Raw genomic sequence first — 14,191 nt, 5'->3', positions numbered from 1 at the left:
CAAATTACATCGATCTAGCGGATGAAACTTGTTTAACAGCCACTTTTTCCTCGGCTGTTTCTGTATCCTTAGGCTGTATCCCTCTTTTTATGAAGAAAGCTAGGATAAAGGCAATAATGGCAACGCCTACTGACACTAAGAACGCATCATTAATTCCTTCGATCGTTGCTTTTGCGATGACTTGGTTTTGAATGCCAAGCAATTGCTCTGCAGAAGGCTTAGCCGTTAATTTACTCACAGCCTCAGCTACCATATCTTTGACATGTGAAGTAGTACTGTTAGACATAATCGTTACAAGCAGCGCCCCGCCAATCGCCCCGGAGACTTGCTGAATCGTACTGTTCATGGCTGTACCATGCGGTGTATATTTAGCCGGGATGGAGTTCAGACCATTGGTCATCACAGGCATCATAACCATTGAAATCCCGAACATTCTCACAGAATACAAAATCATAAGTGTCGAATATTTCGTTGTTTCAGTTAGATCACTAAAGAAATACGTACTGATCACTACGATAGCCAGACCGATTAACGCCAAGACTTTGCCGCCGAATTTATCGAACAATTTACCTGTGATTGGAGACATAACCCCCATAATCAACGCACCAGGCAACATTAGGAGTCCCGAATCCAAAGGTGAAATGCCTCTAATATTTTGCAGATAAATCGGCATTAACATCATGGCTGAGAACATCGCCATATTCAGTGTAATCGAAATCGCTGAGGATAAAGCGAACATCGGATATTTGTACACTCTGAAGTTAAGCATAGGCTCCTTCATCTTCATCTGGCGCATAATGAATATCACTAAACCAATAACCCCGATAATAAGGGTGGAGTAGACCATTGGATCATCCCATCCTTTATTCCCAGCGGAACTGAAGCCGTATAGAAGACCCCCGAACCCAATCGCTGATAGAACTACGGATAGAATATCAATTTTAATAGCCACATCTTTTTTAGGATCATGCAGTTTGAAGAAGGCAAGAATGAACACCAATACGGCGATCGGTGCAATCATAAAGAACAGCACAGGCCATTCATAATGCTGAATAATCCATCCTGAGAGTGTAGGACCAATGGCTGGTGCAAAAATCATAACCAAACCAAACATCCCCATGGCCGAGCCACGTTTTTCAGGTGGAAATGTGGTGAACAATACATTCATTAATAATGGCATCATAATCGCGGCCCCTGAGGCTTGGACCATTCTCGCAATCAATAATACAGGGAAACTTGGAGCAAAGCCTCCAATGAAGGTCCCTATTGCAAATAATCCAATGGCGATTAGGAATAATCGTCTGGCTGTATACTTTTGAATTAAAAAGGCCGTTGAAGGAATCATGATCCCGTTCACTAACATATAACCCGTCGATAACCACTGTACCGTTGAGGCACTGACATCAAAATCCTTCATAATCGATGGTAAAGCTATATTGAGCAAGGTATTACTCAGTAAAGCAACAAATGCACCAATCATAAGGATTGCCAAAATCCCATAGGACGCTTTACTTTCTTTCGTTTTCATTTTGGAATCCTCCATTCTATAATCATACCGTCGGTTCAATTTTGAACTTATGTTACAATGTAGAATATATTACTCTTATATTTACTGCTTGGCAAGTCAGAATTCATTTAAAAACTAAATTGTATTAAGTGGAAATATAAGCTAGTCTATTCTACGTGAAGTGTTTTTTTTGCACAAAAGAGTCCAGCTTAAAGGGGCACCTAAGATGATAAATAAACGGAAAGAGCAAGTGATTCAAAAAGCACATGAATTATTTATTGAAAAAGGCTACCACGCCACATCCATACAGGACATTCTGAATCACAGCCGGATCTCCAAAGGATCTTTTTATAATTATTTCCCTTCCAAGGGGGATCTCTTTAAAGCTGTATTCACCTCTATTCATGACCAGCTGGAAGAAGGCAGAAATGGCCTGCTCATTGGCCAGGACCCCTCTGACATTGATATATTCGCTAAACAAGTTCAACTGGTTATGAAAATCAATAAAAAAAATAAATTGTTGCAGCTGGTTGAAGATGCCCTGGTCTCCAATGATCCGGATTTAATTACGTTCATCAAAAAAACTAAATTCACCTTATTAACCTGGGTGCATGAACGTTTCCTGCATATATTTTCTGAAGATAAAAAACCCTATCTACTGGATGGAGCCATCATTTTCACAGGCATCTTGCAACATATGCTGCAAATTAACAGTGCCATGAATGAAGTCATTACCTCTCAACAAATCATTAATTATTGCACTACTCTTATCCAGACGATTGTTGAGGACTTAAGTGAAAAAGGAATGCAGCTTATCTCCCCCGATCATGTAGGGAAACTATTGCCTGTTGCTGAATACACTGATTTTTTTAATAATGATTTATCGTTTGCGACCGTAAGCTTAAAAAAAATCATTGATAAATCATTCGCCGCCGATGATCCCAGCCTGTCCAATGCACTGAAGCTGTTATATTTTATCCAAGAAGAGATCATGAACAATAAGGAACCAAGAGAGTTCTTAATCGAAAGCGCCCTGCTCTCCTTGAAAATGTGCCCTCAGTTTAATGAAACGAAGGAATTTGCACATTATCAGACAGTGTTATCTGCAATGCTCTAAGCACAATCAAAGTATGGCTTCAATCATTTAAGCGTATTCTAAACGCAAGGCACGAAACTAAAAGTGTGGTGACCGATTTGTTCAAGCTTTTATTAATCGAAGATGATACAACGCTGTTTAATGAGATCAAAGAACGGCTTACGCAGTGGTCTTATGATGTATATGGCATTCAAGATTTCAACAATGTTACGCAGGAATTCACGGAAATCAAACCTGATTTAGTGATAATTGATATCCAATTACCCAAATTCGATGGATTTCATTGGTGCAGAATGATTCGCTCTCACTCTAATCTGCCGATTATCTTCTTATCCTCTCGGGATCATCCGACAGATATGGTGATGTCCATGCAGCTGGGAGCCGATGATTATATCCAAAAGCCCTTCCATTTCGATGTACTCATTGCCAAGGTGCAAGCCATTCTCCGGCGTGTGTACAATTACAATACGGATAACATTGAACTCAAAACGTGGTGCGGAGCTACCGTCGATTATGAGCGGAATTCAGTGACCAACGACACGGGAACGATTGAGCTTACCAAAAATGAGATTTTCATATTGAAATTGCTCATTGAGAAAAAGAATAAAATTGTCACCCGCGAGGAATTAATTAATAGCTTATGGGACGATAAGCGCTTTATTAGCGACAACACCCTTACCGTCAACGTAAATAGGCTGCGCAAAAAGCTCGACGAGCTTGAATTAGGGGCGTTTATTGAGACGAAGGTTGGACAAGGGTACGTAGCCATTGAAGAGGATTCTCTATGATTAAAAAGTACCTGCTCGAAAGACTCGGTTGGATTTTGCTTTTTCTCTTTGTACATCTATTTATGCTCTTTATCACCTTTATGGACCCGACCATCCCCCTGTCTTCAGTGCTCTATCTGGTCTCTTTATCGATGATTTTTTTCGTAATTTTTCTAGTCATTCGCTATCCTAAGGAAACCAGATTTTATAAAAGCTTAAATGAGCGGGACGATGATCTCGATCTGACAAGCATCGCTCTTGCCGAAAGTCCTTTTGAGAAAATCATCGAAGAGAGCATCACCAACCAAGTGAAATTGTTAAAGCGGACTGCTTCAGACAATTTAATGAATTTGGAGCAAGAGAAGGATGAGCTGTTATCCTGGATTCATGAAGTAAAGACTCCACTGACCGCAATGCATCTAATGATTGAGCGTATAGAAGATGATGTTATGAAGGGGCACTTGACCTATGAGTGGCTGCGTATTCACCTGCTGCTGGATCAGCAGCTCCATCAAAGACGGATACCATTTATTGAAAACGACCTGTACATGGAGCAAATCGATATAGAAACGCTTATTTTTAGTGAGATTAAGACATTACAATCTTGGTGTATTCAGAAGGGAATCGGCTTTGAGTTGAACTTAGAAGCTGCTGAAGTGCTTAGTGATGCTAAATGGCTGGCTTTTATCCTCAGACAACTCCTAACCAACGCCGTAAAATATAGTGAGGCTTCTGATATTACAGTGAATAGCTACCAGCAAGCTGAACATATCGTTCTTGAGGTGAAGGATTGCGGGCGCGGGATAGATCCGAAGGACCTGCCGCGCATCTTCGACAGAGGGTTTACTTCCACTACTGTACATCGCGACAATGCCGCCACAGGCATGGGCTTATATTTAGCTCAGAAAGCAGCTCAATCCTTACTCATCATCATCGGGGTTCAATCCAAGCTCGGAGCGGGATCAACATTTACGCTAACCTTCCCACTCAAAAATGAATTCGTTAAAATCTCAAGCATGTGACAACAATGTCACATGCTTTTATATTTTGTTCGGGCAATCGCAGGATAAGAACAATAAACTTTTTTATAATAAAGCTATACAAGAAGAAACGAAGGAGTGAATCATTATGGCAATTCTAGAAGCTACTAAAATTCATAAAAGCTATGGCAATAAATTAAACAAACAATCCGTGTTAAGCGGACTCGATATTCGTATAGAAGAAGGCGAATTCGTTGGCATCATGGGGCCTTCCGGTTCAGGTAAAACCACCCTGCTCAACGTACTCTCGTCGATCGACAAAATCAGTAACGGATCTATTACCATCGAGGGCAATGAAATCTCCAATATGAAAGAGAAGCAGCTCGCTGAATTTCGCAAGAATCATTTAGGTTTTATTTTTCAAGAATATAATCTCTTGGACACGCTGACGGTAAAGGAGAACATCCTGCTGCCACTATCCATTACCAATACACCCAAGAAAGCCGCCAATCAGAAATTCGAAAGTCTCGCAAAGGAATTGGGGATTTTGGAATTAAAAAATAAGTACCCCAATGAAATCTCTGGCGGTCAAAAACAACGTACCTCAGCAGCTCGTGCCTTCATTCATGATCCAAGTATTATTTTTGCAGATGAGCCTACCGGGGCGCTGGATTCTAAATCCGCTTCTGATTTATTAAATAAGCTAAGTGAACTCAATCAAAAACGAAGAGCAACCATCGTTATGGTTACACATGATCCAGTGGCTGCCAGTTATTGCAGTAGAGTTATTTTTATAAAAGATGGAAAAATCTATACGCAACTAAATAAAGGAGAACAATCAAGACAAGTTTTCTTCAACGACATTATAAAAACACAGGGTGTATTAGGCGGTGTGCAGAATGAGCATTAATGTATTAATGATTCGAAATCTGCGAAAAAACATCCGAAATTACTACCTATACGTATTTGCGCTAGTTTTTAGTGTGGCCTTATATTTCGCCTTTGTCACCTTGCAATACGATCCCTCGATGGATGAGCTGGAAAGCTCTATCAAAGGGGGCGCAGCCATCACGGCTGCCTCGGTTTTACTAGTCGTAATTGTCTCTATTTTCCTGTTATATGCTAATACGATCTTCATCAAACGACGCGGCAAAGAAATTGGCTTATTTCAGTTAATTGGAATGACCAAAAATAAAATCTTCCGCATTCTTTCGGCAGAGAACTTTATTCTGTATTTCGGTTCCTTGGTCCTGGGGATATTAGTAGGCTTTTCTATCTCAAAATTGATCCTCATGATCTTATTTAAAATAATGGGGGTCGATGCTATAGCCTCCCTTCATTTCTCTATCGAAGCTTTGATTCAGACGTTGATCGTATTTTGTGTGATTTATCTTTTGATCATGCTGATGAATTATGGATTTATTAAAAGACAAAGTATCTTATCCTTGTTCCGGGTAACCTCAACAACAGAAGGTACAGTGAAAAAGTTATCCTTCTTTGAAATGATCATAGGGATTGTCGGAATTGGCCTAATCCTACTGGGCTATGTGCTCTCCTCTAAATTACTTACCGAAGACGTAACCTCAATGAATCAATTGGCTATATCCATGATTACTATTTTGGGATCCGTCATTATTGGGACCTATCTATTTTATAAAGGCTCGGTAAGTTTTATTTTTCATATCATTCGTAAGCGGAAAAACGGCTATCTGAACATTAGAGAGGTTCTATCTCTTTCCTCCATTATGTTTCGCATGAAATCCAATGCCGTATTATTAACCATCATTACAACGGTATCGGCACTAGCCCTGGGTTTATTATCCCTTAGCTACATTTCCTTTTACTCTGCTGAGAAAACTTCCAAGCAATATGTCCCAACGGATTTTGTATTCACGAATGCCCAAGAGGCTGAACAATTTACAAAGATCCTAACGGCAAATGATTTAGTATTTACAGAAAGAAGGACCCAAGTCCTTCAGGTCGATGTAGATGTTGAAGAGATTCTTGTTAAAAAACCGGACGGAGACAATATGTTTTCAAATATTATGACCCTGGCGGTCATAAGTGAAAATGCACTTGAAGACGTTGATCTAACTCCAGATAAAGCTTATTTTACGAAATCAAGCAGTGCACTGGATAATTTTGTTACTATGAAAGATAAAGGTGCGATTGAACTCAAAGGGTTACATGAGGTTTTTCCACAGGATTATAAAAGATTAGATATCGAAAGTCCCATTTCAGGGTATTACACAGGTGGTGGCTTACCGGTTGCGGTTGTAGACGAATCGATCTTTAAGCGCTTAAAGAAGGATTTAGATCCTGCCCTTCAAAGAGGATCCTCCCTTAATATCGGGATTGATATGAAAGTCCGGGCCAGCGTTGAACAGGCAAATGAACTTTTTAAGACCTTGAAATTTGATGAGAAAAACAAACAAGACTCTCAATTAGAGTCGATAAAAGGTCAAAAACAAAATATGGGACTCATTATGTTTATCGTTGCTTTTCTGGGGTTAACCTTCTTGATTACCTCCGGATGTATTCTATACTTTAAACAAATGGATGAAAGTGAAAATGAAAAACCTAACTACACCATTCTGAGAAAGCTAGGGTTCACGCAAGGTGATCTGCTCAGAGGTATACAGATGAAACAATTGTTCAACTTCGGTATTCCATTAGTCATAGGTCTGCTTCACAGCTACTTCGCCGTTAAATCCGGCTGGTTCTTATTCGGCACAGAGCTTTGGACACCGATGATTCTGGTGATGCTGTTATACACTGCTTTGTATTCGATCTTTGCAATATTGTCCGTCTTCTATTACAAAAAGGTAATTAAAGAGGCGCTTTAAAATAACAAAGGTGTTCCAAAAGCCATCATGGCTTAGGGACACCTTTGTTTGATTTGATATCATTTACAGGTAGGAGGCACCGGCATCTATCGGACACAGATGAACCTCTTTCTAAGTAATAGCGTCACTGGAGTCCGAAACCCTGCTCTATAGGCTAAAAATTCGCAAATAACGCCAACGGGGTCCGTAACGCTCAGAGGATCTGTCGAATCCCTCAGCTATTCACAATCCCCAATACAAATCCATCATAACCTTTGCTTCCCACCGTCTGAATGGCAGTAGCCGAAATTCTAGGCTCTTCAGCCAACAGATCATAGAATTCCCGTACGCCTACTACACGAGCGTCTTCGCTATTCTCATTAATGACCTCACCTTCACGAATCACATTATCTCCAAGGATCACCGTTCCGGGCTGGGAGAATTGCAGCGCCCACTTTAAATAGTTAGGATTATTCGGTTTATCGGCATCTATAAAAATAAAGTCGAAGGGTTCAACGCCCTCTTGTTTCATCTGAGACAGTTGCTCTAATGCATCCCCTACACGAAGCTCTACCAGATGATCCACCTCGGCAAGCGAAAGATTAGCTTTAGCTACCTGCGCATGAATGGGATCCAGCTCCAAGGTAACTATCTGTCCGTCAGACGGCAGGGCTCTTGCCATCCAAATCGTACTGTACCCGCCCAAGGTGCCAATCTCCAAAATCCGGCGTGCACCTTTCATTTGCACCAGTAGATTGAGGAATTTCCCCTGACTAGGCGAAACATCAAAGGGCGGCAGCCCTGCCTGTTGATTGGTGACCAACACTTCTTCCAACACAGCGTCCTGTGGAATCAGGCGCTCTGTAATATACTGATCGACTTTATCCCAAGTAGTCGTTTGATACATATTTATCACTTCTCCTTTAGTATTGATTTTGGTTTAAATGAACTTATAATTTCCACATTTAGGGATCGTTCGTAACTACGAGGAGTGTTTGGACTTCCGGTCGCTGTTGTCTCCAGATTTCTTCAATTTAAACACTGTTCATGTTTGAAATCCGGAGACAAAGGCGATCGCTACGCTCCTACAGTTCCAAACCTCCTCTCCATTACTCCTTTCCCTAATCTCATCTTTCCAAGTTCATCTTTATATCTGTATTGTAAATCAGTTATAATCATAAATATAATATATCTTTATATTTAATTTATATATTTAATATATGAATCGAAGAATGGGAGTTTAACCATGAACCTACATGCCTTACGCTTATTCCATGTAATCGCATCGGCAGGCAGTGTGACACGCGCTTCAGAAATTTTAAATATAAGTCAGCCTGCCATCACTGCGCAGATTAAGAAGTTCGAAAAGGAACTGTCCTTTGCCCTATTTAAACCTCAAGGCAGAGGAATTGCTTTAACGGATGCAGGGGAAGAGCTTACTCTACTCGCCAAGCGACTATTCGCCGTAGAACAACAAATTGAGCAATTCGCTCAAGATTATGTTAACGGCAGTAACGGAAGTATCCGTCTAGCCGCAACGTATTTGCCTGCTCACTTTCTCATTCCTACCTGGATTGCAAAGTTTAAGCAGCAATATGAACAAGTGGAGATGATGATCACCACTACCAACTCAAGTGATGCCCTCAAGCAGCTGTTGAATGTAGATGTGGATATAGCTATTTATGGAGGAATCGCCGAGGCTTATCCAGATACAATCCAGACAGAGGAGTTATTTCAGGACGAGTTATGGTTTGTAGTCGCACCCGATCATCGTTATGCCAATCAGCAAGTTTCTCTATCCGAAATGATGAAGGAACCCTTCGTTATGCGTGAAGAAGGGAGTTCAACGCGGGAGCGATTATTATCTTTATGCCGCACATACAACACACCCGCTCCTATCATCTCTCTGCAATTTAATGGACTACATGAAGCCATCAAAGCCGTTATCACCGGATATGGTGCAAACTTCGTTTCTTCATTAGTCGTACGCAAATATGTAGAGCGTGGAGAATTGTGCCGAGTATATGTAGAAGGCGTCCATCTGAAAAATACCATTGCGATCTGTACACGTAAAAATGAGCCCTTATCAGCAGCCGCAGTGAATTTAATTGAGATGATTCGACACAATCCTTATACGATATAGCGGAATGATTGCTCATTCCCAACAAAAGAGGCCTTCCCTTTCGGGAAAGCCTCAAAGCTTCTTTTTTACACCGTCCGATCCAATTTAACTTCAAACGCACCTCCAGTTACATAATCCATGTACCTAGTATTTCCGTCGAAATCCAAATAAGCTTGATAGCGGGTACGAATAGCCGCTGCAGAAATCAGATCCAGCACCTTCTCCTTGGCTACCCACATCACTTCAGATGTTTCCTCCGAAGTACTTAATTCTCCACCCACGGGCTTGCAGATAAAGTCTAACATGACCTTGGTAGGAACATCCGTCTCACCGTCATACCATTTATGCATACCTGTATTCGAATACACGCCAATCAGTTGAGAAACAACGACATCTATTCCACTTTCCTCTTTAATCTCGCGAATTAGTGCATCCATTAGGTTTTCTCCAACTTCCACTTGTCCTCCAGGAAATACCCACCCACCATGATGTGTTTTTACTAAAAGAATATCTCCCTCTTCATTTATTGCAATTCCACCCACCGCTACAATATGTGTTGGCCAAGCCATAGATAGCACCTCTTTTTTTAGAAGAGTCTAGCAATTTATCGATAATCTGTAAACGATATTTTTCTATTCCATAACGCTTTAAAAGCTTCGCACTGTTCTATTAAATCATCAAACTTCCCTTCCCCAACAATTGATCCTTGATCCACTACCAATATCTTATCAACGTCTTTTATAAAATTAAGCCTGTGGGCCACTATGATGATAGTTTTATCCTTAAATTCATTCAAAATCGTCTCCATAAGACTTTGCTCAGTGATATTATCAAGCGCTGACACGGGCTCATCCAGAATTAGAATATTTCTTTTTTGGGCAATGACTCTGGCAAACGCTAATCGCTGTCTTTCGCCACCTGATAATTTGAGACCTTTTTCGCCTACCAAAGTATCTAAGCGATCCGGCAAATGACTTACTTTTTCCTGCAAATGAACTTTTTCCAAAATCTCATATAGCTCCTCATCGGACAGAGTATCCTCATCAAATACAATATTATCCCTTATCGTAGCATCAAAAATCGGCGTGTCTTGGGATAGATAGGAAATATGATCATAGTAGCTATTCAAACGAATCTCATCGATATCCTTACCGTCCAGTAAGAGTTCACCTTCGCCCTTTTTTAATAACCCCACAATCAATTTAATCAGCGTAGATTTCCCGCCTCCACTTAATCCGACAATAGCAACGGAAGCTCCTCGCGTAAGCGAAAATGACAGGTTATTCAGAATCTGCACATTCCCATAAGTAAAGGACACCTCCCTAAACTCAATATTGCCTTGGAGCTCAGTGATGGCTTCTCCGGATTCCAAGTTCTTATCTTCTGGGGCAGCAATAAATTCCTCGAATCTTCTGTAGGTCACTTTATTCAGTCTGTAATCTACAAATAAAACATTAAAGATGGCAATTGGGGTATAAATTTTATCGATGAACATAAACAATGCGACCACAATACCTAGTGAGGTCTCGCCTGCGACAATGCTTTTCACACCATAAATCAGGACAACAACTTTAATGATCGTGACAAATAACTCGAATATAGCAAAAAAAGCTTCATGAATCATTTTTAGCTGAGCATTTTTATGAATGATAGTGCGTGCAGTCTGGCTTAATTTATCGATCTCTTTCTCATATCTCTTGTTGGTTCTAAAGACGACCAATTCCATAAACCCGCGGATAGAGAATCTGGACATCTTTTCTTGCTCTTGGAGAATGGCAGCCTTCATGGCATACAGAAATTTCAACAACAGATTTGTTATCAGAAAGACAACCACGTAGCCAGCTGCAATCACTAACATGATCCTTAGATCATAGAAGCTGATAAAGACTAGACTGAATAGAAGAGTAGGTAACAACTCATGTAATGTTTTGAGAAAAAAAGAAAAAATAATGCTGTTTCCAGCCGCTGCCCCGTTCTCGATCACCTTAATCATCTGCCCTGTTCCCATATCCTGATACGCTTGATAATCCATTTTTGATATTTTGGACAGTGCAAGAATCTTTAACCGCTCCGTGATGCTGTTCGATAAAAACACACTCGGGTATTCGTCTATATAATTCAGGATCGCCACCCCAGCTAGCAGAGCCCCATACACTATAATTAATGTGGATATTTCACCAAAACTGTTGATTACCGTGGCCTTATCTAATATTTTTTGAAAGACAACAACCCCTAAACTACTTAACAGCTGAATGGCAAAACCCAATAAAATATAACCACATACCCACCACTTTAGGTGAGCTAGACTCTTTTTTAACATATCGTTTATCCCCTCTTTTAATTGAATGCAAAAAAGCCAGACGCTCCTATCCCACTGTAAAAAACCATCCACAAATAAACGGTTCTCTAAGTTAAATAGGTTAAGTGCCTGGCTCTACAAAAATAGCTGCCTATGGCACCGTTCAAAGCTCTAGTTAGTTGTAATCAAAAGGGTAGACTCCCCCCTTGATAGCTGGTACGCGTTTCACCCAGCCCGATAACTAGTTCCTTGTAACGGTACGGAAAGACATCCATTTCACCTCAATTAAAAGAATTGACCCTATTATAATTCTGTAAGCCTTTTTATTCAAGAATTACGTTTAACGATACGTAGTCCGGCCACTTGGCCAACCTTATGTCCTTCATGAGAAGCAAACTTGATCGTAACTGCTGATTTGCCGCTCGTGATCGGCTGCGGGAGTTCATAGCGAATCGTCTCCAGCTTATTCATCTCCTCAGACTCAAGAGTGCCTACACCAAGTTGCTCCCCATCCGCCAAAATATCAAATGCCAGCGAAGTATCGTTCGACTTCAGATACGTGACCACCAGATCCACTTGCTCATCCGGCAAAACTTCCATCGTGAAGGAGAACCAGCCATTGATCCAGCTGTCCCGATACTTGCGATTGTGGATTTTACCTAAGCCTACAAATTCACCTGTGAAATTATGATCGCGTTCAGGCTGCATTTCAGCAGGTTGTACCGAATCGACAGTTAACTGCTCAAGCAGCAAGTTATTCTCCACGGCTTCGCGATATTCAGCCTCTGCCAGCTTCCACTCTTCCGGTGTGAATAAATCCCAATACACGGAATAACGATGATCATGCATAGGGTAGAACGGACGAAGCTCATGATCCCCTGTATACCCTAAACCTTTCATCCGGAACACATTTTTGCTCACATTAGATTGGATGAGGTTGTCCGTCAGTGTGTCCCGATCTCCGATTAATACGGAAGCAAGGGCGCGATCGCTATTGGCCTCTGCATTTATAGGCCCAAAATCACCTGCCAGCACAAGTGGCCCGTAAAGGAATGCAACTCGGTTCGGATTATCCGGCATCGTCTCGATTCTCACCGACATCGGAATATCGTATTCGACAACGTCTCCATCCTGCCATTCTCTATCCAAAGTAAAGTAGTTAGATTTGCCTACATTTACTTGAACATCTTCACCATTTACGCTAACACTCATCCCTTGCTCAGCCCAGTAAGGATATCTTAGCTTTAATGTGAATTTCGTTGACTGTGCTGCACTGATCCGCAGTACACCTTGTCCCTCTGCCGGGAACTTGGTCTCTTGCTGCAAGCTAATGCCTTGCTCTTTCCAAGCCACTGTAGAAGGTACGTACTGATTGACATAAAGCTCATCTGCACTATGGAAGTATATCGCCGAGCCATACATAGAATGGCTTTCCATTCCCGAACCTACACAACACGTAAAGCTTTCGAACTGCGAATTAAACGATTTATGTCCACCCATCTCGAGAGATACGAAGTAACATACCCGGCCATCTACCGGCTCCTGAGAGGCTAAGATGTGATTATACATCGCACGTTCGTAGTAATCCGCATACGCTGCATACGCATCCCATTGGAACATATGCTTAGTCAGCTTCAGCATGTTGTACGTGTTGCATGTCTCACAGGAACCTTCACCCAATCGATCATTTAACTTATCCGGTTCACCAAAATGCTCATTATAGCTGTTGCCGCCGATCACATAAGAATGATGATTCACGACCCGATCCCAGAAGAAGCGGGAAATACCTGCATAATGCTCCTGCCCAGTTACCTCATATTGTCTAGCAGCTCCGATGATTTTTGGAATCTGTGTATTAGCATGTCTTCCAGCTAGGGTATCTTTTTCTACGGCCAGATCATTAAGCACTTCCCCATGATAAAAGCTTTCCGCTAACGCGAGGAAACGATCTTCTCCGGAATCCTCTGCCAAATCCGTCAGCGCTTCATTCATGCCGCCAAACTCACAACGCAGTACCTCTTGGATCTGATCTTTACTCAGCCCTGCAAAAATATCCTCAAGCCACAGCCCCAGCTTCGTTTCAATAACGAGCGCCTTCTGATTGCCGGCCAATCGATAAGCATCGCGAAGACCTGCAAACAGCTTATGCATCGTGTAAAGCGGCACCCAACCTCCGTTGAGGTCAAAGCCCTGTGAGCGAATGTCGCCTGCCTTCACTTCCTCAAATAACTCCTTGCCACGAGGAATGCCGGAAATAAAGCCATTGCCATGCGCATCCTGACATTGCTCTAATTCATCTACTACATAATTCACGCGTTGTAGCAGCTCTTCATTTCCCGTAGAGGCATACATTAACGCACATCCAGAAATAAAATGGCCTAACGTATGGCCGCTAATACCCTGAGATTCCCAGCCCTCGTAGTGAGCAGCCTTAGGCTCTAAGCCAGCATATTCGCGAAAACGCGACAGAAGCCGATCTGCCTCAAGCTTAAGTAAATAATCAGTATTTAACTCCATCGCATGGAGAAGTGGACCTGAATCAATTCGTACGTTCTGTAGATCAAAAGCTTGCGTCTTCAATGAAATCGCTCCCTC

The 14,191-nt window shown here is 41.6% G+C and carries 11 protein-coding genes; 6 read left to right on the top strand and 5 right to left on the bottom strand.

Annotation, left to right across the window (positions count from 1 at the left end):
* Window positions 1-4: 4 nt before the first annotated feature.
* Window positions 5-1,528, bottom strand: a complete 1,524-nt coding sequence (locus tag NST94_RS02065; RefSeq protein WP_312149629.1) for a DHA2 family efflux MFS transporter permease subunit — start codon at window positions 1,526-1,528, stop codon at window positions 5-7.
* A gap of 205 nt (window positions 1,529-1,733) precedes the next feature.
* Between NST94_RS02065 and NST94_RS02060 the strand changes: the two genes are divergently transcribed.
* The 5 genes from NST94_RS02060 to NST94_RS02040 all read left to right on the top strand — a co-directional run bounded on the left by NST94_RS02060 (window position 1,734) and on the right by NST94_RS02040 (window position 7,196).
* The gene (locus tag NST94_RS02060) at window positions 1,734-2,624 is read left to right on the top strand and encodes a TetR/AcrR family transcriptional regulator (protein WP_248549116.1); all 891 of its coding nucleotides are present in this window, start codon (window positions 1,734-1,736) and stop codon (window positions 2,622-2,624) included.
* A 77-nt stretch (window positions 2,625-2,701) separates the two neighbouring features.
* Window positions 2,702-3,391, top strand: coding sequence for a response regulator transcription factor (locus NST94_RS02055; RefSeq protein ID WP_076124606.1), 690 nt, complete (start codon window positions 2,702-2,704; stop codon window positions 3,389-3,391).
* Window positions 3,388-4,392, top strand: coding sequence for a sensor histidine kinase (locus NST94_RS02050; RefSeq protein ID WP_076185674.1), 1,005 nt, complete (start codon window positions 3,388-3,390; stop codon window positions 4,390-4,392). Before NST94_RS02055 ends, NST94_RS02050 begins: the two co-directional genes overlap by 4 nt.
* A 106-nt stretch (window positions 4,393-4,498) precedes the next feature.
* Entirely contained in the window at window positions 4,499-5,260 is a 762-nt protein-coding gene (locus tag NST94_RS02045; RefSeq protein WP_076192732.1) for an ABC transporter ATP-binding protein, read from the top strand.
* Window positions 5,250-7,196, top strand: coding sequence for an ABC transporter permease (locus NST94_RS02040; protein ID WP_076192730.1), 1,947 nt, complete (start codon window positions 5,250-5,252; stop codon window positions 7,194-7,196). Before NST94_RS02045 ends, NST94_RS02040 begins: the two co-directional genes overlap by 11 nt.
* Before the next feature lie 214 nt (window positions 7,197-7,410).
* On the opposite strand, the gene NST94_RS02035 is transcribed toward NST94_RS02040, so the two are convergent.
* Entirely contained in the window at window positions 7,411-8,082 is a 672-nt protein-coding gene (locus tag NST94_RS02035; protein ID WP_076304321.1) for an O-methyltransferase, read from the bottom strand.
* 339 nt (window positions 8,083-8,421) lie between these two features.
* Here NST94_RS02035 and NST94_RS02030 point away from each other — a divergent pair, with 339 nt between their 5' ends.
* Complete coding sequence (locus tag NST94_RS02030; protein ID WP_339281592.1) at window positions 8,422-9,318, top strand: LysR family transcriptional regulator; 897 nt, start codon at window positions 8,422-8,424, stop codon at window positions 9,316-9,318.
* 65 nt (window positions 9,319-9,383) lie between these two features.
* Here NST94_RS02030 and NST94_RS02025 read toward each other — a convergent pair whose 3' ends face one another.
* From NST94_RS02025 to NST94_RS02015, 3 genes are all read right to left on the bottom strand, one after another.
* Complete coding sequence (locus NST94_RS02025) at window positions 9,384-9,866, bottom strand: NUDIX hydrolase (protein ID WP_076101239.1); 483 nt, start codon at window positions 9,864-9,866, stop codon at window positions 9,384-9,386.
* Window positions 9,867-9,901: 35 nt separating this feature from the next.
* On the bottom strand, window positions 9,902-11,617 hold the full coding sequence (locus NST94_RS02020) for an ABC transporter ATP-binding protein (protein WP_339281591.1): 1,716 nt from the start codon (window positions 11,615-11,617) through the stop codon (window positions 9,902-9,904).
* Between the two features lie 306 nt (window positions 11,618-11,923).
* Window positions 11,924-14,176, bottom strand: coding sequence for a beta-L-arabinofuranosidase domain-containing protein (locus NST94_RS02015; protein WP_339189285.1), 2,253 nt, complete (start codon window positions 14,174-14,176; stop codon window positions 11,924-11,926).
* Window positions 14,177-14,191: the final 15 nt, after the last annotated feature.

Origin of the sequence: Paenibacillus sp. FSL H8-0282 (genome assembly GCF_037963825.1) — a bacterium.
Classification (GTDB): domain Bacteria; phylum Bacillota; class Bacilli; order Paenibacillales; family Paenibacillaceae; genus Paenibacillus_AQ; species Paenibacillus_AQ odorifer.
This window is presented reverse-complemented; position numbering and strand designations above follow the sequence as displayed.